Here is a 23,510-nt window from a genome sequence, read left to right as displayed (position 1 = left end):
ATGCCAATCTCACATAAAAGTACGCCGAAACCTCAAGAATTCGCGGCAATCGACCTCGGCTCGAACAGCTTCCATATGGTCATTGCCCGCGTGGTGGATGGCGCTTTGCAAGTGCTGGGACGCCTGAAACAGCGCGTGCATCTGGCCGATGGGCTGGATGCGCACAATCGCCTGAGCGAAGAAGCGATTGAGCGCGGGCTGAGCTGTCTGGCGTTGTTCGCCGAACGTTTGCAGGGCTTTAGTGCCGCCAACGTGACGATCGTCGGTACGCATACGCTGCGTATCGCCAGCAACGCCGAAGAGTTCTTGCAGCGCGCGGCTGAAGTGATTCCCTATCCAATCGAAGTGATTTCCGGCAACGAAGAGGCGCGTTTGATCTTCATGGGCGTGGAACACACGCAGCCGGAAAAAGGCCGCAAGCTGGTAATTGATATCGGCGGCGGCTCAACTGAACTGGTGATTGGTGAAGACTTTGAGCCACAGCTGGTAGAAAGCCGCCGCATGGGCTGCGTCAGCTTCGCCAATCTGTTCTTCCCGAAAGGAGAAATCACGCCCGAAAACTTCCGCCGTGCGCGCCTCTCCGCTGCGCAAAAGCTGGAAACCATGGCGTGGCAATATCGTCTGCACGGCTGGCAATATGCGCTGGGCGCTTCGGGCTCCATCAAAGCCGCCTGCGAAGTGCTGCTGGCGATGGGCGAAAAAGAGAAACTGATTACGCCCGAAACGCTGGAGTTGCTGACCACCGAAGTGCTGAAGCATAAGTCGTTCAACGCGCTGAGCCTGCCGGGCTTGTCGGAAGAGCGTAAAGCGGTGTTTGTGCCGGGCTTAGCGATTTTGTGTGGCGTGTTTGATGCGTTAGCGATTCGCGAACTGCGTCTTTCTGACGGCGCTCTGCGGGAAGGCGTGTTGTATGAGATGGAAGGCCGTTTCCGCCATCAGGATATTCGCAGCCGCACCGCGCAAAGTCTGGCCAATCACTACGCGATTGATAGCGATCAGGCGCGCCGCGTGCTGGAAACCACCGAAAAGCTCTATTTGCAGTGGCAGGAGCAGAATCCAAAGCAAGCCAATCCACAACTGTCGGCGCTGCTAAAGTGGGCCGCGCTGCTGCATGAAGTGGGATTGACCATCAATCACAGCGGCATGCAGCGCCATTCGGCCTACATCCTGCAAAACTCCAACATGCCGGGCTTTAATCAGGATCAACAGATGCTGTTGGCGACGCTGGTACGTTATCACCGCAAAGCGGTGAAGCAGGATGAGATGCCACGTTTCACCTTGTTTAAAAAGAAACAGTTTCTGCCGATGGTTTTCCTGCTGCGTCTTGGCACGCTGCTGAATAATCAGCGCCAGGCGACCACTAAACCAGATTCGCTCAAGCTCAGCACCGACGACGGCCACTGGACGCTGACCTTCCCTGCCGGCTTCCTGAGCCAGAATACGCTGGTGCAGCTGGATCTGGAGCGCGAGCAAGCTTACTGGAATGATGTCACCGGCTGGAAACTGATGCTGGAAGAAGAGGAGTAAAGCGGGCAGTTGGCCCGCAATCTGGTTATGACTACACGCCCCGATAACTATTACGCTGAAAAATACGGTCTCACGCCGACCCATTCTGAAGTGCTGGCGGCCCTGCCTCATCTTGAGGTGGGGAAAGCGCTGGATTTGGGCTGCGGCCAGGGCCGCAATAGCCTGTTTCTCAATCAGCATGGCTTTGAGGTGACGGCCTGGGACAGCAATCCCGCCAGTCTGGAACGCCTGAACAGCATCATCGCGGAAGAGAATCTGCAGAACATTCACACCGAGCTGTGCGATCTCAATAGCGTGCGGTTCAACGGCGCCTATCAGTTTGTGTTGTCGACCGTGGTGATGATGTTCCTGCAGCCGGCAACCATTCCGCAGTTGATTGCCGATATGCAGGCCAGCACGCGTAAATATGGCTACAACCTGATTGTGGCGGCGATGGATACCGATGATTATCCCAATACGCAAAACTTCCCGTTTGCGTTTAAATCCGGTGAGCTCAGCCACTATTACCGCAACTGGCACATCGTGAAGTACAACGAAGATGTCGGTGAACTGCATCGTCGTGATGAAAACGGTAACCGTATTAAATGCCGTTTCGCCACGCTGCTGGCGCAGAAAGCCAGCTACTGAGATAACGGCCGCCTTGTGCGGCCGTTACTTTGTCTGATGTTGATCAATGTGCTGAACCTTTTTTGCTCATTTTTCACACAGCGATTGCTTTAGCGATCTAAGTGTGACTAAATATTGCCTCCGCCCAACCGGGCAATTACAGGAACCACCCCGCGTGAACAGCGCTATCTCTGCACGAAGACGTCCCAAAACCGGTACCATGACCCGCGTGGTATTACTGGTCAGCTTCTTAATTTTGTTTGGCCGCCTGATTTTCATCATTCCCGGTGCCATCGAGCATCATCAGCAAAAGAAAGCCATCCCTGAACCGGTCACGCTGAGCACCAGTGATTCGCGCTAAAAAATTGCGGGTCGCCTGTCGCTGCTAAACATTGTCCTTTGAGACAATACTGCTTTTTACGTCCTGTTACCCGCAACGCGCTACACTGTGAGCTGACTTTACAGACACAAGGAACGCGTTATGTCTGCTTCGCATTCACAAAAATTAGCTGAAACCCGCCATCACATCCTCAACCTACTGCTCAACGAGCATGATCTGGTTGATGTTCTGCTGGATAAATCCGTCGATCTTAATGCCGCCGAACTGCGTGACATCACCGACTGGCGTCATGGATTAGAGCGTGAGCTACAACAATTACACGCCGCGGATTTAGCCGACATCCTCGAAGCCTTGCCGGAAGAAGAGCGTCAGGCGCTGTGGCGTTTAGTGCCAACGGCGCAGCGCGGTCACGTGCTGGTTGAGGCTTCAGAAACCGTTTGGGCCAGCCTGACGGAAGAAATGTCTGATCGCGATATTCTGCATGCCATCGAGCCGCTGGATATCGACGATCAGGTATATCTGGCGCGCTACTTGCCGCGTGATTTAACCGGACGTCTGCTCACCACTCTTGAGCCAAGCCTGCGCGCACGGTTGATGAGTGTGATCGAACTGGATCGCGACCGCGTCGGGCAGATCATGGATTTCAACATCCTGACGGTACGCTCTGACGTAACCTTAGCCACGGTGCAGCGCTATCTGCGTAAAGGCAAAAAAATGCCTGACGGCACCGATAAGATCTTTATCACCGATGAACAGAACCAACTGCAGGGCGAACTCACGCTCACGGATATTCTGCTCAACAAACCGAAGATGCTGGTCGCCGAAGTGATGAATCCGCATCCCACTACGTTTCAACTCAACGACAAAGCGGAAGACGCCGCCAGTGCGTTCGAACGTTATAACCTGATCTCCGCTGCGGTAACCGATGCACAAGGTAAGCTGATTGGCCGTATCACCATTGAAGACGTGGTCGATTTGGTGAACGAAGAGAATGAAAGCAACATCCGTAAAATGGGTGGTATCAGCCAGGGCGAAGACGTGTTTGCGCCGGTGCGTAAAGCGGTGGGCAAACGCTGGGCCTGGCTGGCGGTTAACCTGTGTACCGCGTTTGTCGCTTCGCGCGTGATTGGCCTGTTTGAAGCCACCATATCGCAACTGGTTGCGCTGGCGGCGCTAATGCCTATCGTTGCGGGCATCGGTGGCAATACCGGCAATCAAACCATCACCATGATTGTGCGCGCATTGGCGCTGCATCAGGTTGAACCAGGTAACTTCTCGTTCCTGATCATGCGTGAACTCGGCGTGGCATTAATAAACGGCCTGTTCTGGGGCGGTATTATGGGCGGCGTCACCTGGCTGATGTACGACAATCTGCAACTCGGCGGCGTAATGATGCTGGCGATGGTGCTGAACCTGCTACTGGCCGCGCTGATGGGCGTGCTGATTCCGTTAATCATGACTAAGATGAAACGCGATCCTGCCGTTGGCTCCAGCGTGCTGATCACCGCCATCACCGATACCGGCGGATTCTTTATCTTCCTCGGGCTGGCGACGATCTTTTTGCTGCATCATTAAGGCTTTAAACAGTGTGCGTAACGTTGCAGCATCTGCTGTAAATTGAGTTGCAACGTTGCGCGCGCCAGTTCACTCAATGCTGGATTGACCCGCGTTGAACCACGCTGATTTAACCATTCCAGCACATCAATTAAATGCCATAACGCTGTTTTTCCATCATGAATTGGGCGTGGAAACTGCGGGCTGTGGCTCAGCATTAGCTTACGCATGTTCTGCCGCGAAACACCTATCAACTCTGCAATATCGGTCAGCCCGACTAAATCCGGCGCGGCCTCGATCAGTTCAGCATCTGGCAATGCCTGAAAAACATCATCTAACGCGCTGCGCACCGCATCCTGTGCAGTGCTGGCTTCCCGGCTGAACGTCATGCTTAATTTTCCCGCCACACCCGCGCCAATTAACGCATCATCGCAACCTTGCGAGCCGAGACGCTCAAGCGCTTCATCAGTGTCGATTTCATCGTTAAGCTGAAAACGCAGCGTAAACTCAAATTCCATGTTTCACTCCTCGTCACTTAATCCGCTTAGGAATTTCACTGCAGTTATCCACCACCCGCCGTAACAGTTTGGCATGCGTTTCAGGATTTTTTGGCGTGCTCCAGATGCAGGTAATACAGTAATCCCCACATCGACACTCTGCCGAGTTATCTGGGCAGTACATCTTGCCCCACGCATGGTGGCCGCCGATTGCAATTTTCCAACCTCTCGCTTCCGCATACCGCAACGCTTCTTCTACCGCTTTATGCGGATGCCGCTTCCTGTCTGACATCGCTGGTTACCTTATGCTCACCGCACCAAGTTGTCAACTGACAACAATAGAATAATTCGATACTATTTCAGCGGTGAATGCTGCGGTAAATAACCAGAACGGTCTCAACGAGCTGTGCTTGTGTTTTGTGCTGGAAGACAGCGCACAAAATCAAGCGCACAGCCCATGAAGTGCATATAGACTCTGTTGTTAACACTGACCTGATGGAGAAGAAGCATGTTTAACGTGGATGATTTTGTGCAGTCTAAGACCGGTGGCCCAAAGATGCAGGTGCTGCGCGTGGAAGGCGATATGCTGTGGTGCGCTCGTGTTGACGATCACATCAAGCGCGAAATTGAAGTCAGAGCCGATACCGTAAATCCGTATCACGAAGACGGCGATTTTGGCGTCTGCTAAAAAAACGGCCCCAAATCGGGGCCATTTTTAGGGATTGTCGCGCTGTACATTGTCCTGCCCGATGCCGCCAATAAACGGCAGACGCAGCCTGAACGGTGTGAAATCCAGGCCCATGTTTAATCCCAGTAAGTTCACTTCCAGCCCCTCTTCCGCGCCAACTGTCACACCCAACACACCCAGTAGCGAAAGCTGCACGCCGCGACCTGACGGCGGTAAACCCACCGGATTAAGCAGCGAGCGATAATCTTTGCCGAGCGCGTTAGCCGGTAGATCCAGCTTCAACGCCGGTACCTCGCGGCCAATATGCGCCATAAAAGTATTGCTGTTGGGTCCAGGCCAGGCGTGATAGGTCGTCGGCCACGGATAGGATTTTATCGCCGCTTCGATCTGCGGAATCATCGCTTCTGCACTACTGCCGCGATGATCAACCAGCAGACGCGGCTTCGCGCCGTACCAGTAGCCATCCGGGAGATTACTGTTGCGCCGCACCTTATCGCCGCTGCCCCAGCTAATCACTTCATAGCGGTTGTAGCGGGTTTCACCGGCGCGTTTGAAGATAATCCACGGATGCACCGCCACGGCGCCCTTCCAGCCATAGGTCGGTGCCGCATAAACCTGCACGATAGCTTCTGCCGCATAACGCTGAGGATCCGGTGCGATGCCGGCAGAATCACGCCTTGCGGACGCCCAGCCACCGCGTTCAGAGGTGAGCTCACCGCTTCGCGTTGCCTGCGCCAGACTCGCGCCTAATGAAAGCAAGATGATGCAAAGAAAAGAGATCATTACGGCTTTGAAAGGCAACATCGACGGCATCCTGATGAATAAAAATCACTCGCTATCTTGCATCGAAACGAGTGAGTTTGTATTCACTAACTATGCGATTCATTTAGCCGTTTCATTTGCCACCAGAACGTTTGAAATAAAAAGCCCGCAATTAAGCGGGCTTCGTTTTTACGCAGTAATCAAAGCAGACTTTATTCCCACTCGATCGTCGCAGGTGGTTTACCTGAAATATCATAAACCACACGTGAGATGCCGTTCACTTCGTTGATGATGCGGTTAGAGACGCGGCCGAGGAAATCGTACGGCAGGTGCGCCCAGTGCGCGGTCATGAAGTCGATGGTTTCCACCGCACGCAGTGAAACTACCCAATCGTATTTACGCCCATCGCCCATTACGCCAACAGAACGCACTGGCAGGAACACGGTGAACGCCTGGCTGACTTTGTTGTACAGGTCAGCTTTATGCAGCTCTTCAATGAAGATGGCGTCTGCACGACGCAGCAGGTCGCAGTACTCTTTCTTCACTTCGCCCAGCACGCGCACGCCCAAACCTGGACCTGGGAACGGGTGACGATACAGCATGTCGTACGGCAAGCCGAGTTCCAGACCGATTTTACGCACTTCGTCTTTGAACAGCTCTTTCAGCGGCTCAACCAGGCCCATCTTCATCTCTTTTGGCAAACCGCCCACGTTGTGGTGCGATTTGATTACGTGCGCTTTACCGGTGGCAGAAGCCGCCGATTCGATCACGTCAGGATAGATGGTGCCCTGCGCCAGCCACTTCACATCTTCCAGACGCAGTGCCTGCTCATCGAACACTTCAACGAATACGCGGCCAATGATTTTACGTTTGGCTTCTGGATCGTTCTCGCCCGCCAGCGCATCAAGGAAGCGCGCTTCAGCCGCCACGTGCACGATGTTCAGGCCGAAGTGGTCGCCAAACATATCCATTACTTGCTCAGCTTCATTCAGACGCAGCAAACCGTTGTCGACGAACACACAGGTTAGACGCTCGCCGATGGCGCGGTGCAGCAGCATCGCGGTCACAGAAGAGTCCACGCCGCCTGACAGGCCGAGGATCACTTTGTCTTCGCCAACCTGCTGACGAATGCGCTCAACCGCATCTTCGATGATTTTGGCTGGCGTCCACAGCGCTTCGCAGCCGCAGATGTCACGAATGAAACGCTCGAGCATGCGCAGGCCCTGACGCGTGTGCGTCACTTCCGGGTGGAACTGCACGCCGTAGAATTTCTTCTCTTCATTCGCCATGATGGCGAACGGACAGGTTTCGGTGCTGGCAACGGTTTCGAAACCGGCTGGGATGGCGGTGACTTTGTCGCCGTGGCTCATCCACACGTCCAGCAGCGGTTTACCTGCTGCGCTAATCGCATCTTCGATGTCACGCACCAGCGCACTCTGGGTCAGCACTTCAACCTGCGCATAACCAAATTCGCGCTCGTTAGAGCCTTCGACCTTACCGCCCAGCTGCATCGCCATGGTCTGCATGCCGTAGCAGACACCCAACACGGGCACGCCGGCGTTAAACACGTATTCCGGGGCTCGTGGGCTGTTGAGCTCGGTGGTACTTTCCGGGCCGCCTGAAAGAATGATGCCGTTCGGGTTGAACTGGCGAATTTGCTCTTCGGTGACATCCCACGCCCAGAGCTCGCAGTAAACACCCAGTTCGCGCACGCGGCGCGCAACCAGCTGCGTATACTGAGAACCAAAATCGAGGATCAAAATACGATGTTTATGAATATTTTCAGTCGTCATTGAGGCGTTTCCATTGGGATGGACTTAATAATAAAAGCGCCCGGCAAGTGCCGGGCGCTAAATTTTACGGGATTATGAACCCATGCGGTAGTTTGGCGACTCTTTGGTGATGGTCACGTCATGCACGTGGCTTTCGTTGATGCCCGCGCCGCTGATGCGCACGAACTCCGCTTTGGTACGCAGATCGTCGATGGTTGGGCAACCGGTCAGGCCCATGCAAGAGCGCAGGCCGCCCATTTGCTGGTGCACGATCTCTTTCAGGCGGCCTTTATAGGCAACGCGACCTTCGATACCTTCCGGTACCAGTTTGTCAGCGGCGTTATCGCTCTGGAAGTAACGGTCTGAAGAGCCTTTAGACATCGCGCCCAATGAACCCATACCGCGATAAGACTTGAACGAACGGCCCTGATACAGCTCGATTTCGCCCGGAGACTCTTCGGTACCGGCCAGCATCGAGCCAACCATCACGGCCGCTGCGCCTGCTGCAATCGCTTTTGCGATGTCGCCAGAGAAGCGGATACCGCCATCAGCGATAACCGGAATGCCGGTGCCTTCCAGCGCGGCAACTGCATCAGAAACGGCGGTGATCTGTGGAACGCCAACGCCGGTAACGATACGCGTGGTGCAAATTGAGCCAGGGCCGATACCCACTTTCACCGCGCTCACGCCAGCCTGCGCCAGCGCCAGTGCGCCTGCGCCGGTAGCGACGTTGCCGCCAATGATTTCCAGGTTCGGGTATTTTGCACGGGTTTCACGAATGCGCTGCAGCACGCCTTCAGAATGACCGTGTGACGAGTCAATCAGCAGCACGTCAACGCCAGCAGCCACCAGCGCATCGACACGCTCTTCGTTGCCTGCACCAGCACCTACCGCCGCGCCTACGCGCAGGCGGCCTTCCGCATCTTTACAGGCGTTAGGTTTACGTTCGGCTTTCTGGAAATCTTTAACGGTGATCATGCCCAGCAGGTGGAAGCTGTCATCAACAACCAGCGCTTTCTCAACACGCTTCTCGTGCATTTTGTGCAGCACAACTTCGCGGGCTTCACCCTCTTTCACCGTGACCAGACGCTCCTTCGGGGTCATCACCGCAGAAACCGGCAACGTCAGGTCGGTAACAAAACGCACGTCACGGCCAGTGATGATGCCCACCAACTCGTTCTCGGTGTTCACTACCGGATAACCGGCGAAACCGTTACGTTCGGTCAGCTCTTTCACCGCCGCCAGCGCGGTGGTTGGCAGCACGGTTTGCGGATCGGTAACTACGCCGCTTTCGTGTTTTTTCACCTTACGAACTTCGTCTGCCTGGCGCTCAATTGACATGTTTTTGTGAATAAAGCCCAACCCCCCTTCCTGCGCCAGTGCAATGGCCAGACCGGCTTCGGTCACGGTGTCCATGGCAGCAGAGAGCATTGGGATGTTAAGACGGATGTTTTTCGTCAGTTGAGTGCTGAGATCAGCGGTGTTTGGTAAAACAGTGGAGTGAGCGGGAACGAGCAGAACGTCGTCAAATGTGAGGGCTTCTTTAGCGATTCTTAACATTGCAATATCTCCACCTGGGGGCGATTAAAACAGATAAAATATTGCCGCGGCATTATACAGGCCGAAACCGATTGCCTCCAGTGTTTTTTCAGAAAAAGTCTTGATCCTCAGGGCAAGCAATGTAGTATCAGTTGATTAACCCTCTGATTTAAAATTTGATCTACATCACATGTCGCTACCGCCAACCGCCAATATTTTTACCGTCAGCCGCCTGAACACCACGGTGCGCCAACTGCTGGAAAATGAGATGGGCCTGGTGTGGCTCAGCGCTGAAATTTCAAATTTCACTCAGCCCTCTTCCGGTCATTGGTACTTCACGTTGAAGGATGATGGCGCACAAGTGCGCTGCGCAATGTTCCGCAACAGCAATCGTCGCGTCACCTTCCGTCCTCAACATGGCCAGCAAGTGTTAGTGCGCGCCAGCATCACGCTGTATGAGCCGCGCGGCGATTATCAGCTGATTATCGAAAGCATGCATCCGGCCGGTGAAGGCTTGCTGCAGCAGCAATTTGAACAGCTGAAAGCGCGTTTAGCCGCGGAAGGCTTATTCGATCAACAGTTTAAACAGCCGCTGCCGGATCCGGCGCGTCAGGTGGGCGTGATTACCTCCGCCACCGGCGCGGCGCTGCACGACGTGCTGCGCGTGCTGCATCGACGCGATCCTTCACTGCCGGTGATTATCTATCCCACCGCGGTGCAAGGCGTGGATGCGCCGGCTGGTATTGTGCGTGCCATTGAGCTGGCTAACCAGCGCGATGAGTGTGACGTGCTGATTGTCGGTCGTGGCGGCGGTTCACTGGAAGATTTGTGGAGCTTCAATGACGAGCGTGTGGCGCGGGCGATTTTTGCCAGCCGCCTGCCGATTGTCAGCGCCGTTGGGCATGAAACCGATGTCACTATCGCTGACTTCGTAGCGGATTTACGTGCGCCGACGCCGTCTGCTGCGGCAGAATTGGTGAGCCGTAATCAGCTTGAACTGTTGCGCCGTTTGCAGTCGCAGCAGCAGCGCATTGAGATGGCGATGGATTTCTATCTGGCTCAGCAGCAGCGTCGTTTCACGCGCATTCAGCACCGCTTGCAGCAGCAGCATCCACAGCTGCGTCTGGCACGCCAGCAAACCGCGCTCTTCCAGCTGCAGCGCCGTCTCGGTGAAGCAATGGACCAGCGCATGCGGGTGGCCAACCGTCAGCAGGATCGCCTGCTGCAACGCCTTAACGCCCAGCAGCCGCAGGGACGTATTCTGCGCGCTCAGCAGCAGCTCCAGCAATGGCACTATCGCTTACAGCAGGGCATGGAGAAGCAGCTCAATCACAATCGTCAGCGCTTTGGCACGCTGGCGGCACAGCTGGAAGGCGTGAGCCCGCTGGCGACGCTGGCGCGTGGCTTCAGCGTAACCACCGACACCCAAGGTCAGGTGGTGAAGAAAACCCAACAGCTGAGCAAAGGCGACTTGCTGCGCACCCGGCTGGACGATGGCTGGGTGGAAAGCCAGGTTACCGCACTCGAACCGCAGAAATCCCGGAGCCGCAAAGCGCGTTCATAGCGGGAAAACTATACTTCTGGCATGTACCTCAATGGCCAGGAGTTTTTTATGTCTTACAGCGTTATTCCTCCCTACATTCTGCGCAATATCATTGATAACTGCTCCGGCGCGCAACAAGACTACGCGCGCCGCACCCTCACCCACGTCCAGCACTTGATGGGCGAACATAACGCTAAACCAGCAAGCACCGCCACCGCTCAGCCAGGCACGGTGCTGCGTGCTATCTATGACGCCGAAGGAACGCAAAATCTGCCCGGCACGTTGGTGCGCGAAGAAGGCCAGCCGGGAAATGGTGATGTTGCAGCCGAAGAAGCCTGGAACTATCTCGGCATTACCCACGATTTCTTCTGGCAAATCTACCAACGCAACTCGCTGGACAATAAAGGCCTCAAGCTCGATGGCACCGTGCATTACGGCAAGGAGTATCAGAACGCCTTCTGGAACGGGCAGCAGATGGTGTTTGGTGACGGTGACGGCGAGATTTTCAATCGCTTCACTATCGCGCTGGATGTGGTGGCGCACGAGCTGACGCACGGCGTGACAGAAACCGAAGCGGGATTGATCTATTTCCAGCAGGCAGGCGCGCTGAATGAATCGATGTCTGACGTGTTTGGTTCGCTGGTGAAGCAATTTCACCTCAAGCAGAGCGCCGATCAGGCCGACTGGATTATCGGCGAAGGGTTACTGGCGCAGGGCATCAACGGGCGCGGATTGCGCTCAATGTCGTCACCGGGAACGGCCTACGATGATCCTGTGCTGGGTAAAGATCCGCAACCGGCCGATATGGCGCACTATATCGAAACGCGTGACGACAACGGCGGCGTGCACCTCAATTCCGGCATTCCCAATCGCGCTTTTTACCTCGCCGCTAAAGCGCTGGGCGGCTTTGCGTGGGAACAGGCCGGTCAAGCCTGGTACGACACGCTGTGCGACGAAACGCTGCCACAGGATGCCGATTTCAGCACCTTTGCGCGCTTTACCGTGCAGCACGCCAATCAACGATTCAACAGCTCAGTGGCGGAAAAGATCCAATCCGCCTGGCAGCAGGTAGGCGTAACATGGACATCCAACTGACCGATGACGCAATCATCGAGCTGGCGCGGGAAGGCGGAATCGCTTTTATCCCTAAACTGCGCGGCGAACGGCGCTTTGCGCTGGCGGAACTGCCGGAACCGCAAAAGCAGCGCGTCTGCGAAGTACTGGAACAAGCAATGCCCTTGGGGGAAACGGAAGATCAGGCGGCAAATGTCGGTCGTGGCGATCAGCGCTACTACCGCATTCAAATCACCTATGCTACCCATCGCGAAGCGGGAAGTTTCGTGATTTTAATTCCCGAACAACTGGCGCCCCCCGAGCTGCAATCGCTGTGGCGAGACGGTGAATAGGTTATCGGAGATCTCTCAAGGCAGAGCGTAACTGATTGACTATACTCATTATGTGGCTAGCTAGTCCACGTCGAAGAAAACACCCTTAGATGAGGTCTCTGCTATGACACAAAAAAAGCAACGAGGTGGTGCCGGGAACTTTGCAGAGGACCCGGAGCGCGCCAGGGAAGCCGGTAGCGCTGGCGGCAAAGTCAGTGGGGGTAATTTCAGAAACGATCCTGAAAGAGCCAGGGAAGCTGGAAGAAAAGGAGGTCAAAAAAGCCGTCGCCCTTCTAAGCAGCAGTAATTAAGGTGCCTTAAAGGAAGAGATGTGCCACGGAGGGTGATAAAAAAAAGGCCGACATCATGATGTCGGCCTTTCTCCTTTTTTAACTTACTTGCTGTCTGGCAGCGCGTAAGCAATCACGTAATCACCACGGTCTGGCGACTGACGTGCACCGCCTGCGGAGATCAGGATGTACTGTTTGCCGGTTTTCGGCGAAACATAGCTGATTGGACCGCCCTGGCTGCCGACTGGCAGACGTGCTTTCCACACTTCTTTACCGGTTGAGCTATCGAAAGCGCGCAGATAGTAATCCTGCGTACCCGCGATGAACACCAGGCCACCCTGCGTTGCCAGCGTGCCGCCTAAGGTCGGCATACCAATTGGCATTTTCGCGCGCATTTTGATACCAAACGGACCGGTATCTTCTACCGTACCCACTGGCACCTGCCACACGATCTGACGGGTTTTCATGTCAATCGCTGACAGCGTACCGAACGGCGGAGCCTGGCACGGAATGCCCAGCGGCGACATGAAGCGGTTTTTGTTCACCGCGTACGGTGTGCCTTTCAGCGGAACCGCACCCATACCGGTGTTGATAGCTTCACCACCGTTGCTGGCCGCCGTTTTGCTGGTGTCTTGTGGAATCATCTGTACCCACAGACCCAGACGCATATCGTTAACGAACATGTACTGGTTGTTCGGGTCAAACGAGATACCGCCCCAGTTCATACCGCCCAGTGAACCTGGGAAGCTGAGGGATTTATCGGTATCCGGCACGGTGAACAGACCATCGTAACGCATGCCTTTAAAGGCAATACGGCACGCCAGCTGATCAAACGGTGTTGCACCCCACATATCCGACTCCGTCATTTTCTGGTTGCCGATATTTGGCATTTCCACAGAGTGCGGCTGAGTTTTGGTGTACTGCTCGTTCGGGATGTGACCCTGCGGCATCGGCAGCTCTTCAACTTTGGTCAAAGGCTTGCCGGTCAGGCGATCCAGCACCCAGATCATGCCGGTTTTCGCGCCGATAACGACGGCTGGCTTGTTGGTGCCATCCTTCATCGGGAAGTCGACCAGGCTCGGCTGCATTGGCAGGTCGAAGTCCCACAGATCGTTATGCACGGTCTGATAAACCCACTTCTGCTTACCGGTGGTGGCATCCAACGCCAGAATTGATGCGCCGTAAGTGTGATCCAGTTTGGTACGGTTCGCACCCCACAGATCCACTGACGAGCTACCCATCGGCAGGAACACGGTGTTCATTGCCGGATCGTAAGACATTGGCGCCCACGAGTTTGGCGTACTGCGGGTGTAATTTTTACCCGGCATCAGCACCGCATTTGGGTCGTCGTTGCCTGGGTCAAACGCCCAGCGCATCTGACCGGTGATGACGTCAAAACCACGCAGCACGCCGCCAGGCATGTCGGTCTGTACGTTATCGGCGACACGACCACCCACAACAACAGTGGTACCGGCCATCGCTGGCGGTGACGTCAGCTGATATTGCGGATCTGGCGCACTGCCCAGACCGGTTTTCAGGTCAACCACACCGTGCGTACCGAAGGTGTCGCACAGCTCACCGTTGTCGGCGTTGATAGCAATCAGACGCGCATCAATGGTGTTCATCAGAATACGACGCTGACAGGTATCGCCAGCAGGCAGCACAGCGGCAGTAACCGGCGTTGAACCCGGCTCGGTTGGCTGCTGCAGCGGTTTAGTCGCATCGAAATAGGCTAAGCCACGGCAGCGGTTCCACACTTCTGCCTGCGCGTTGATTTCGCGTTTCCAGATTTCCTTACCGCTGTCTGCGGCAACCGCAATCACATTGTTATGCGGGGTGCACAGGAACAGCGTGTTGCCCACCTGTAATGGGGTTTGCTGATCTTCCGCACCGTTACCGGTTGGGCTGATTGGCGTATCGCCAGTGTGGAAAGTCCAGGCAACCTGCAAATCTTTAACGTTGTCACGCGTGATCTGATCGATGGCAGCGAAGCGGTCGCCACCCGGCGTACGGCCGTAGCTGCTCCAGTCTTGCTGAGGTTTTGCTTTATCGACCGGAATTAACGGCAGCTGTTTACCGTCAAACGCCACGGTAGGATGCGGCTGGAACATCTGCACGAAGGTCGCCACCATGCCCACCGCGATCACCGCAGAGAGCACATAAGAGGCTTTCGCCAGAGAGCTTTTGCCTTCGCTTTTACGCAGGGCTGGCCAGGTGAGGAATGCAAACAGCATCAAACCGGCCGGCACCATCAAACGTGATACCAGCGGCCAGAAATGCAAGCCTGCATCAAACAGTGACCAAATCAACGTGCCAGCGAACACCAGAATAAACAGGGTGACGGCGGATGATTTGCGACGGAAGAACTGAATGGCCGACAGCAGCATGACGATACCGGCGATGAGGAAGTACCAGCTACCGCCGAGCGCAACCAGCTTGCCGCCGCCGATAGCGAAGAACAAACCGATAGCCAGCAGGACCAGGCCAAACAGTACGGACCAGATGCTCAGCCCTTTGCCGGGACGAGCGGAATTTTCTGCCATAACAAAAACTCTCCTGAAAAAATAAAGCGCTGGCGCCAGTAAATCTGTGGCAGCCGATAACAAGGCTCCAGCCGCAGCGGGAGACAGGAATAATTCCGTTACGCTTTATTTTATATCTATTGGTACGGGTGCAATGCCCGTGATTCGGCGCTTGTGAGCGAGGACACAACGCAGGTGAGAGTGATTCTCGCTACAAGGCGGCAGGATTGTACCACCTGGTACAATAAAAAGTGAATATCCATAACGCGGCAGTCACTGGTTAATAGCATTTTTGCTACAAATCCAGCCGTAAGCTATTCATAAATATGACGGCTTATCGTGACTTTTATTATTGCGACGTTAAGTCAGGGATGAATTCGACACGTATTTTGGAAATTAGGCCGTCGCCGTGCTGGCAGAAGTAGTCCACCGCACCGCAGGCTTTCAGCACCTGCAACGGCTGGTGGCAATCCGGGCATGAGGCGATGTGTGCGAAATGACGTTCACAGTTGGGGCAGTTAAAACCGGTTTCATTGTGAGTGAGTCGTTGATGGCAGGCTGGGCAGGAAAAATTCATCAATCATCCTCTGCGCTTTGGATGGCGGTCGCCATGAATGGCGACCCTACGCGTTACAGGTTCATAAAAAAAGGGCCCTGCTGGGCCCTTATCATCTTAACGCTTGTTCTTCTTCAGATGCGACATCAGACGCTGGCGTTTACGCTGCTGCGTTGGCGTCAACAGGTTGTGTTTGCCCGCGTACGGGTTATCGCCCTCTTTGAACTGAATGCGAATCGGCGTACCCATCACGTTGAGTGAACGACGGAAGTAGTTCATCAGGTAACGTTTATAGGAATCGGCCAGATCTTTCACCTGGTTACCGTGAATCACCACGATTGGCGGGTTATAACCACCGGCGTGCGCATACTTTAGCTTCACGCGGCGACCACGCACCAATGGCGGCTGGTGATCGTCGGCGGCCATGGTCATGATGCGCGTCAACATGGCGGTGCCCACACGTTTGGTGGAGCAGTCGTAGGCTTCGGTCACCGATTCGAACAGGTTACCGACGCCGCTGCCGTGCAGGGCTGAAATGAAGTGGATGCGCGCAAAATCGATAAAGCCCAGGCGGAAGTCCAACATCTCTTTGACTTCATCTCTGGCTTCCTGCGTCATGCCATCCCATTTGTTGACCACGATCACCAGTGAGCGCCCACTATTCAGGATGAAGCCAAGCAGCGACAGATCCTGATCGGAAATTCCGGCACGCGCATCAATCACCAGCATCACAACGTTAGCGTCTTCGATCGCTTGCAACGTTTTAATAACCGAGAATTTCTCGACTGTTTCGGTGATTTTACCGCGCTTACGTACGCCAGCGGTATCAATCAGGACATACTCACGTCCATCACGTTCCATCGGAATATAGATGCTGTCGCGCGTGGTGCCAGGCATGTCGAAGACCACGACACGATCTTCGCCAAGAATACGGTTAGTCAGCGTTGACTTACCCACGTTGGGGCGGCCGACGATGGCGAGTTTGATTGGCAGTGTGGTTGGGTCGAAGTCTTCTTCTTCCTCTTCCTCCAGCGCCTTCTCACTCTCTTCTTCTAAATCGGCCCAATAGGCGGCGTTCTCTTCTTCTTCAGTGAGTTCGACTTCTGGAACAATTTCTTCCATCCACGGCAACAGTGCGGTTTCCAGCAGGCTGTTAACGCCACGGCCATGCGAAGCTGCAATGGCGTGAATCTCGCCTAAGCCCAGCGCATAGAAATCCAGCACCGCCGCTTCCGGGTCAATACCGTCAGTTTTGTTGGCGACCACAAAGGTGGCTTTCTCACGCGCACGCAGATGATTAGCGATTTGCTGATCCGCCGGCATTACGCCCGCGCGCGCATCCACCATAAACAGCACCACATCGGCTTCTTCAATCGCCAGCAGCGACTGCTCCGCCATGCGGTTTTCTACGCCCTCTTCGGTGCCATCAATACCGCCGGTATCAATAACAATGAATTCGCGCCCTTCCACTTCGGCGCGACCATATTTGCGATCGCGAGTCAGTCCAGGAAAATCCGCCACCAGCGCATCACGTGTGCGTGTTAAACGGTTAAATAGCGTAGATTTTCCCACATTGGGACGCCCAACCAGCGCGACCACAGGTACCATAACACTTGCCTCAGTTTTTAAAATAATTCGCCCGAATGGCGTGATTATAACGACATTTGACGCCAGGCGTCAGGCTGAAGGCGCAAAGAATACCATGCCTGACTAAAAACGAAACGGCCCCTGACGAATCAGGAGCCGTGTAAGCGAGCGGGAAACGCGTTCCCGCAGAGCCAAATCCTTAACGGGTGATGGCGTAAACTTCTCCGCCTTTCGCCTGGATCAGCAGCTTGTCACCGGCAACAACCGGTTCAGTCTGGAAGCCATCGCTGTCCAGTTTCTGCTGCGCCACGAAGCGGCCGTCAAGGGTGTTAATCCAGTGCAGATAACCTTCGCTATCACCGACAACCAGATAACCGTTGAACAGCACCGGCGAGGTCAGATTACGATGCAGCAGATCGCTTTGACGCCAGATGGCTACGCCACCGTCAGCATTCAGGGCAATCACGCGGTCATCCTGATCGACCAGATAGATACGACCCGCATCCACCACCATGTCTTTCACGCCGCCAATCTCACGTTTCCACAGAACCTGACCAGAACGCAGTTCCAGCGCGGTGAGGTTACCGTTATACGCCAGCGCATAAACCACACCGTTTACAACGACTGGCGTAGTATCGACGTCGCTTAGGCGATCGATTTCCGTGGCGCCGCTTGGCTGCGAAATACGCTGCTGCCAAATCAGCTGACCTTGGTTGACGATGACTGCGCTCACGCGGCCATTATCGCCACCCACAATTGCGCCACCAAAGGCCACGGTCGGGGCTGATTCACCGCGCAGTGACAGCGCAGGCATATCGAGGTTGACGGTCCATTTGATTACGCCAGTGCTCTGATCAAGACCTTGCAGCATACCGTTGCTGGTGTGGATCAGCACTAAACCGTCGCTCACTACCGGACGCGACAGCGCTTCACCGGCGACCTTGGTCTGCCAGGCAATGCCACCATCGCTGGTATTCAACGCAAATACCTGACCACGTTCGCTACCGATGTAGATGCGATCGCCGCTGGCCGTTACGCCGCCAGAAAGCAGTGCCGAGATGTTTTTCGAGAAGAAGCCGGTTTTCTCAGAGAGATCAACTTTCCACTTCTCTTTACCATTGCTGGCATCAAGCGCTTTAACTACACCAAAACGATCCGCAGCATACACGGTACCGTCCAGCCAGGCTGGATGCAGATTGGAATAGAAATCACCAACGCCGTCGCCGACTGAGGTGCTCCACGCGGTCTGCGGCGTAAACTGGTTTTCCACTTTAGGCAGCGGGGCCATTTTCACTACATCTTCTTCGCCGCTGAACAGCGAGCAACCGCTGAGCAGAGTGACTGAAATCAGCCCTGGCAGCAGGTATTTACGTAATTCCATGTGCGCTCTCTTGACTGGCTTAACTTAAGTTATTCATCTTCATCTGCAGCATTTGCTTCAGCGCAGGAGAGGCCTGCGATTCAGCACCTTTGCTCCAGGCATCACGTGCGCCCTGCTTATCGCCTTTGCTCAGCAGTGCTTCGCCACGAATGTCCGCCACAATGGCTGTCCAGCCATCACCTTTAACATTGTTAAGGGTAGAAAGTGCGGCATCGGCCTGGCTTTGCTGCAACTGAATGCGTGCCAGACGCAGGTTAATCACCGCCTGCAGATTGGCATCTTTGGTATCTTTCAGCCCACTCTGTAACAGAGTGATCGCTTTATCGAGCTGATTGGTTTCAACATACTGCTTCGCCAGATCCAGCGACGCCAACGCACCGTAGGTGTTGTTGTTTTCGCTGGCGAAAGTGGCGACCGCTTGCAGCGAATCCGGCTTGTCCGCCTGCATCGCGCTGGTCAGCTGTTGATATTCTGCTGATGCCGCTTTATCGGTTCCTTCCTGATGGCTGGACCAGAAACGCCAGCCACCCAGCGCAGCGATACCGATGATTACGCCAACGGCCAGGAATTTGCCATTGTTGGCAAAGAACTGACGCAGCGCGTCAACTTGTTCGTTTTCGTTGCTGTAAACTTCCACGCAATCCCTCTCTTTAAAATGGCTGTTGCAGTGCTGCGCTTACTGCAGCAGCGTGCGCAACGTCGCAGCGGCGTCGCTCTGAGCCAGCGTCTGTTGATCGCCAGTACGCAAGTCTTTCACCACAACCTGGCCCGCTTTCACTTCATCTTCGCCCAGCACCAGCGCAATGCGTGCGCCCCACTTGTCTGCACGTCCAAACTGCTTCTTGAAGTTACCGCCACCGAAGTTGGTCATCAGCTTCAATGCCGGATCAGCATCACGCAGTTTTTCCGCCAGTTGCATCGCGGCGGACTGAACGCCCTGCCCCGAAGCGATAACATAGACATCAACAATACGCGTCGGTTCAAATTCTGGATTAACCGCTTGCACCAGCAACACCAAACGCTCCATGCCCATGGCAAAACCAACCGCTGGCGTGGCACGGCCACCCAACTGCTCAACTAAACCATCGTAACGTCCGCCACCGCATACGGTGCCCTGCGAACCGAGGCTGCTGGTCACCCATTCAAACACGGTACGGTTGTAGTAATCGAGGCCGCGCACCAGGCGCTGGTTGATACGATATTTAATGCCCGCGTCGTCCAGCAAGGCGCACAGCCCGCTGAAGTGCTCGCGCGACTCCTCATCAAGGAACTCGCCCAGCGTTGGCGCATCATTTAACAGTTTCTGGATGTCAGGATTTTTGCTGTCGAGCACGCGCAGTGGATTGGTGTACATGCGGCGTTTGCAATCTTCGTCGAGTACGTCCTGATGTTGCTCCAGGAACGCCACCAGCGCGCTGCGATAGTTGGCGCGCGCGTCCAGCGAACCGATAGAGTTCAGTTCCAGCTCAACGTGTTCGGCGATACCTAACGCTTTCCACCAGCGCGCGGTCATCATAATCAGCTCAGCATCCACGTCCGGGCCTTGCAGACCAAAGACTTCCACACCCATCTGGTGGAACTGACGATAACGACCTTTCTGCGGACGCTCGTAGCGGAACATCGGGCCGGTGTACCACAAACGCTGTTCCTGGTTGTACAGCAGGCCGTGCTCAATACCGGCGCGTACGCAACCTGCGGTACCTTCCGGACGCAGCGTCAGGCTTTCGCCGTTGCGGTCTTCAAAGGTGTACATCTCTTTCTCAACCACGTCGGTGACTTCACCGATCGCGCGGCTGAACAACGGGGTGTGCTCAACGATTGGCAGACGGATTTCACTGTAACCATAACTGGCCAGCACCTGCTTCAGGGTGCCTTCAATACGCTGCCAAATCGCGGTATCCGCCGGCAGGTAATCGTTCATCCCGCGAATCGCTTGAATATTCTTCGCCACGTTAGAATCTCTTTAAGACAAAAAAACCTGAGCGGCATCATACCTTATGAGGATGAAACCGCACAGGTTCAATCACAAACTGGCACGCGACAGGCGCGCACCACGATTATTTTTCCAGCTGCTGCACGTTGATGCGGCGGCTTTCATCCAGCATGCTGGCCTTGGCGCGAATACGCGCTTCCAGCTGGTCGATCATGTCGTTGTTATCGAGACGATCACGTTGGCGCACACCATCTTCATAGAAGCCGCTTTTCTTGGCGCCACCGGTCACGCCAAGAGTAGACACTGTCGCTTCACCCGGACCGTTCACCACGCATCCGATAATGGAAATATCCATCGGCGTGATGATGTCTTCCAGACGCTCTTCCAACGCATTCACCGTGCCGATGACATCAAACTCCTGACGCGAACAGGTCGGGCAGGCGATAAAGTTGATGCCGCGCGAACGAATGCGCAGAGATTTGAGGATGTCGTAGCCGACTTTGACTTCTTCAACCGGATCGGCCGCCAGCGAAATACGCAGCGTATCGCCAATGCCTTCGGCCAGCAGTAAACCTAAACCGATCGCCGATTTCACTGAACCCGCACGCGCGCCGCCCGCTTCGGTGATACCGAGGTGCAGCGGTTGATCGATGGCTTTCGCCAGCAGACGATAGGACTCAACGGCAAGGAACACGTCGGAGGCTTTGACGCTCACTTTGAACTGATCAAAGTTGAGGCGATCGAGATGATCCACATGGCGCATCGCGGATTCGAGTAGCGCCTGCGGCGTGGGCTCGCCGTATTTTTCCTGCAGATCTTTTTCCAGCGAACCGGCATTCACGCCGATGCGGATCGGAATATTGTAATGACGCGCACAATCCACCACCTGGCGGATACGCTCATTGTTGCCGATGTTGCCTGGATTGATACGCAGACAATCCACGCCATATTCAGCGACTTTTAGTGCGATGCGATAGTCAAAGTGAATGTCCGCTACCAGCGGCACGTTGACCTGTTGCTTAATCAGTTTGAAGGCTTCAGCCGCATCCATCGTAGGAACAGAGACGCGCACGATATCAACCCCGACGCGCTCAAGCTGGCGAATCTGGTTAACGGTGGCGTCCACATCAGTGGTGCGGGTGTTGGTCATTGACTGAACGGCGATGGGCGCGCCATCGCCAACTGGCACCTTGCCGACGTAAATCCGTGTTGATTTGCGACGGATAATGGGTGCTTCGTTATGCATATTCTCTCTCCACAATTACCCGGAAAGCGCGCTGCGCGTTATTGCGCACCCAGCGTCAGACGGGCAACCTGGTTATTACGGATAAAACGACTTAAATCAACGGGCTGATTCTGATATTGCACGTCAACCGCACCTGGTGCGCCAATTTTCAGACGATACGGAGCCGTTCCGGACAAACTCAGCTTACCGCCGCTACGTTGCAGACCGCTGAACAACTTCTTGCCGGTCGCATCGCTGACTTCCAGCCAGCAATCGGCTTTGAAGTTCATCACGATGGCATTCGGATCGCCTGCCGGTTGGCTGACTGCCGCATTCCCGGTAGGCATCTGGCCGGCAGGAACGCTGTTCGCTGGCGCCGGAGACGTCGCCGCTGGCGGCGCCGTATCAATTGGTGCCTGGCTCGGCGAAACCACGGCGTTGTCGCTGCCGTTGGTTTGCGCTGGAGTACTAGTGCTCGCCGCAGGTGCGGCGGTGTTACTTTCCGGCGTGGCGACAGCGCCAGCACCGTTATCAATTGGCGTACCGGCTGCGTTGGTATCTGCATCGGCATTGCTGTCGGTGCTGTTGTCGCCCAATGGAATCGACTGGCTATTGTCGCCGCTGCCGTTTTGATCGGCCATCGACACCAAATCAGCCTGGGACGCTTTATGGTTCTGCCACCACCACGCACCGGTTAAACCGACTACGACAAAAATCACCAACCAGGTGAAGATCATCAGCCAGCCATCGCGCTTTTTACGACGCTTACCCAATGAGAAGCTCTGCATTGGCTCGATCTTGGCCGCGCGCACCGGAGCCTGTTTTGCCATCATCGGCAGCAGGTCATCTTCCGGCACATGCACCAGACGGGCATAGGAGCGAATGTAACCGCGCAGGAATGTCGAGGCTAAATCAGCAGGTGACTTATCCTCTTCAATATCACGCACGGTAGTAAGTTTCAGGCACAGGCGTTCAGCGACGTTTTGCTGGGTCAGCCCCATCTGCTCACGGGCCAGACGCAGGCGTTCACCTGTGGAATGTACTGCAGAATTCTCTTGAGTGGCTTCAGTATTCATTAGCTAAATAACGCTGGTACTGTATCGATTGTGGAAAACTTCGCGCCAACCGGTCGCCATAACGTGTAACGTCAGCAGCGTTTCCCTGTTGCGCGGCGAAACGTATCTGTAACCACAGGCTCTCTGCCGTTGCCGGCAAACGCTGATGGTAAACTTCTAAAAGCAGCGGAACCGACTGCTGTTCCTGCTGTTCAAGCCGCCTTTCCACTTCCCTTAGCAGTTGACTGCCCTGCTCCGGTGCGGCATCCAGCGCATAACCTAACTGCTCGCGCGCTGCGGCACTCTCATCAGCCTGCAGGTAACAATAGCCCGAAAACAGGAATGCATCCTGACGAGCATCGATTTCCTGCGCCTCAATGGCCAGCTTAAACTGTTGATGCGCTTCGTCATACTGCCTTAAACCGCAGAGAAACGCACCGTAATTGTTAGCCACATAACCATTCAGCGGCGCTAACTGCTGCGCCCGCTGATAGTGCCAGCGGGTTTGTGCGCTGTTCTGCTGCGCCTGTGCCACCCGAGCAAGGGCCAACGGGACGCGATAATCTTTCGGCGCTGCCTGCTGAGCACGCAATAAATTGCGCTGTGCAGCGGCATAATCCTTCACCGCCAGATAGTGCAATCCGAGCTGCAAACGAATATCCGCTGCGCTTTGCCTTGCGGGATGATTGACACAACCGGTTACAACAAAGCTAGCCAGAATCGCGACGGGTAATCCTTTACGCATTTC

General features: G+C 55.1%; 23 protein-coding genes. 9 read left to right on the top strand and 14 right to left on the bottom strand.

Features of this window, described 5'->3' with window-relative positions:
- The 4 genes from ppx (at nt 1) to mgtE (ending at nt 4,048) form a co-directional block, all read left to right on the top strand.
- The gene (gene ppx, locus PanJK_RS12975; protein ID WP_008108324.1) at nt 1-1,527 is read left to right on the top strand and encodes an exopolyphosphatase; all 1,527 of its coding nucleotides are present in this window, start codon (nt 1-3) and stop codon (nt 1,525-1,527) included.
- A gap of 21 nt (nt 1,528-1,548) precedes the next feature.
- Nucleotides 1,549-2,154 carry a tellurite resistance methyltransferase TehB gene (gene tehB, locus PanJK_RS12970; protein WP_154155979.1) on the top strand — a complete coding sequence of 202 codons (606 nt, stop codon included), beginning with the start codon at nt 1,549-1,551 and terminating at the stop codon, nt 2,152-2,154.
- Nucleotides 2,155-2,308: 154 nt separating this feature from the next.
- A complete protein-coding gene (locus PanJK_RS12965) occupies nt 2,309-2,494 on the top strand; it encodes a YfgG family protein (protein WP_265300231.1) in 186 nt (61 codons plus the stop codon).
- A gap of 120 nt (nt 2,495-2,614) precedes the next feature.
- Complete coding sequence (gene mgtE / locus PanJK_RS12960) at nt 2,615-4,048, top strand: magnesium transporter (protein ID WP_265300229.1); 1,434 nt, start codon at nt 2,615-2,617, stop codon at nt 4,046-4,048.
- Here the strand turns inward: mgtE and PanJK_RS12955 are convergent.
- Both PanJK_RS12955 and PanJK_RS12950 read right to left on the bottom strand, forming a co-directional pair.
- Nucleotides 4,045-4,545 carry a helix-turn-helix transcriptional regulator gene (locus tag PanJK_RS12955; RefSeq protein ID WP_256697096.1) on the bottom strand — a complete coding sequence of 167 codons (501 nt, stop codon included), beginning with the start codon at nt 4,543-4,545 and terminating at the stop codon, nt 4,045-4,047. The two genes, mgtE and PanJK_RS12955, sit on opposite strands and share 4 nt — an antisense overlap.
- Before the next feature lie 13 nt (nt 4,546-4,558).
- Nucleotides 4,559-4,816, bottom strand: coding sequence for a hypothetical protein (locus tag PanJK_RS12950; protein ID WP_265300226.1), 258 nt, complete (start codon nt 4,814-4,816; stop codon nt 4,559-4,561).
- Between the two features lie 216 nt (nt 4,817-5,032).
- Between PanJK_RS12950 and PanJK_RS12945 the strand changes: the two genes are divergently transcribed.
- Entirely contained in the window at nt 5,033-5,212 is a 180-nt protein-coding gene (locus tag PanJK_RS12945) for a DUF2158 domain-containing protein (RefSeq protein ID WP_265300223.1), read from the top strand.
- 27 nt (nt 5,213-5,239) lie between these two features.
- Here the strand turns inward: PanJK_RS12945 and PanJK_RS12940 are convergent, their stop codons facing one another.
- The 3 genes from PanJK_RS12940 to guaB all read right to left on the bottom strand — a co-directional run bounded on the left by PanJK_RS12940 (nt 5,240) and on the right by guaB (nt 9,306).
- Nucleotides 5,240-6,016 carry a DUF3750 domain-containing protein gene (locus PanJK_RS12940; protein WP_265300221.1) on the bottom strand — a complete coding sequence of 259 codons (777 nt, stop codon included), beginning with the start codon at nt 6,014-6,016 and terminating at the stop codon, nt 5,240-5,242.
- Between the two features lie 170 nt (nt 6,017-6,186).
- Entirely contained in the window at nt 6,187-7,767 is a 1,581-nt protein-coding gene (gene guaA, locus PanJK_RS12935) for a glutamine-hydrolyzing GMP synthase (RefSeq protein ID WP_265300218.1), read from the bottom strand.
- 72 nt (nt 7,768-7,839) lie between these two features.
- Entirely contained in the window at nt 7,840-9,306 is a 1,467-nt protein-coding gene (gene guaB, locus PanJK_RS12930; protein ID WP_008108316.1) for an IMP dehydrogenase, read from the bottom strand.
- A gap of 169 nt (nt 9,307-9,475) precedes the next feature.
- On the opposite strand from guaB, the gene xseA reads away from it, so the two are divergent.
- From xseA to PanJK_RS12910, 4 genes are all read left to right on the top strand, one after another.
- Nucleotides 9,476-10,849: an exodeoxyribonuclease VII large subunit gene (gene xseA / locus PanJK_RS12925; RefSeq protein ID WP_265300215.1), complete on the top strand. Its 1,374-nt coding sequence runs from the start codon at nt 9,476-9,478 to the stop codon at nt 10,847-10,849.
- A gap of 48 nt (nt 10,850-10,897) precedes the next feature.
- Nucleotides 10,898-11,923 (top strand): M4 family metallopeptidase, encoded by a 1,026-nt coding sequence (locus PanJK_RS12920; protein WP_256697101.1) that lies wholly within the window; start codon nt 10,898-10,900, stop codon nt 11,921-11,923.
- The gene (locus PanJK_RS12915) at nt 11,908-12,234 is read left to right on the top strand and encodes a protealysin inhibitor emfourin (RefSeq protein WP_217548974.1); all 327 of its coding nucleotides are present in this window, start codon (nt 11,908-11,910) and stop codon (nt 12,232-12,234) included. The genes PanJK_RS12920 and PanJK_RS12915 overlap by 16 nt, the downstream gene beginning before the upstream one ends.
- A gap of 103 nt (nt 12,235-12,337) precedes the next feature.
- Nucleotides 12,338-12,520, top strand: a complete 183-nt coding sequence (locus PanJK_RS12910) for a general stress protein (RefSeq protein ID WP_045814915.1) — start codon at nt 12,338-12,340, stop codon at nt 12,518-12,520.
- 87 nt (nt 12,521-12,607) lie between these two features.
- Here PanJK_RS12910 and PanJK_RS12905 read toward each other — a convergent pair whose 3' ends face one another.
- The 9 genes from PanJK_RS12905 to pilW all read right to left on the bottom strand — a co-directional run bounded on the left by PanJK_RS12905 (nt 12,608) and on the right by pilW (nt 23,507).
- Complete coding sequence (locus tag PanJK_RS12905; RefSeq protein ID WP_265300207.1) at nt 12,608-15,046, bottom strand: glucose/quinate/shikimate family membrane-bound PQQ-dependent dehydrogenase; 2,439 nt, start codon at nt 15,044-15,046, stop codon at nt 12,608-12,610.
- A gap of 328 nt (nt 15,047-15,374) precedes the next feature.
- Nucleotides 15,375-15,602, bottom strand: coding sequence for a zinc ribbon domain-containing protein (locus tag PanJK_RS12900; RefSeq protein ID WP_265300205.1), 228 nt, complete (start codon nt 15,600-15,602; stop codon nt 15,375-15,377).
- Nucleotides 15,603-15,698: 96 nt separating this feature from the next.
- Nucleotides 15,699-17,189: a ribosome biogenesis GTPase Der gene (gene der / locus PanJK_RS12895; protein WP_265300203.1), complete on the bottom strand. Its 1,491-nt coding sequence runs from the start codon at nt 17,187-17,189 to the stop codon at nt 15,699-15,701.
- Nucleotides 17,190-17,367: 178 nt separating this feature from the next.
- Nucleotides 17,368-18,549: an outer membrane protein assembly factor BamB gene (bamB, locus tag PanJK_RS12890; protein ID WP_256697110.1), complete on the bottom strand. Its 1,182-nt coding sequence runs from the start codon at nt 18,547-18,549 to the stop codon at nt 17,368-17,370.
- 19 nt (nt 18,550-18,568) lie between these two features.
- Complete coding sequence (locus tag PanJK_RS12885) at nt 18,569-19,186, bottom strand: YfgM family protein (RefSeq protein WP_256697111.1); 618 nt, start codon at nt 19,184-19,186, stop codon at nt 18,569-18,571.
- Nucleotides 19,187-19,225: 39 nt separating this feature from the next.
- Entirely contained in the window at nt 19,226-20,500 is a 1,275-nt protein-coding gene (gene hisS, locus PanJK_RS12880; RefSeq protein ID WP_256697113.1) for a histidine--tRNA ligase, read from the bottom strand.
- A 106-nt stretch (nt 20,501-20,606) separates the two neighbouring features.
- Complete coding sequence (ispG, locus tag PanJK_RS12875) at nt 20,607-21,728, bottom strand: flavodoxin-dependent (E)-4-hydroxy-3-methylbut-2-enyl-diphosphate synthase (RefSeq protein ID WP_101763487.1); 1,122 nt, start codon at nt 21,726-21,728, stop codon at nt 20,607-20,609.
- Nucleotides 21,729-21,766: 38 nt separating this feature from the next.
- Nucleotides 21,767-22,783: a cytoskeleton protein RodZ gene (gene rodZ / locus PanJK_RS12870; RefSeq protein ID WP_256697115.1), complete on the bottom strand. Its 1,017-nt coding sequence runs from the start codon at nt 22,781-22,783 to the stop codon at nt 21,767-21,769.
- A complete protein-coding gene (gene pilW, locus PanJK_RS12865) occupies nt 22,773-23,507 on the bottom strand; it encodes a type IV pilus biogenesis/stability protein PilW (RefSeq protein ID WP_265300196.1) in 735 nt (244 codons plus the stop codon). The genes rodZ and pilW overlap by 11 nt, the downstream gene beginning before the upstream one ends.
- Nucleotides 23,508-23,510: the final 3 nt, after the last annotated feature.

Source organism: Pantoea sp. JK, assembly GCF_026130245.1.
Classification (GTDB): Bacteria; Pseudomonadota; Gammaproteobacteria; order Enterobacterales; family Enterobacteriaceae; genus Pantoea; species Pantoea trifolii.
The sequence above is the reverse complement of the archived record's forward strand: the minus strand, read 5'-3'. Positions and strand labels throughout refer to the sequence as shown.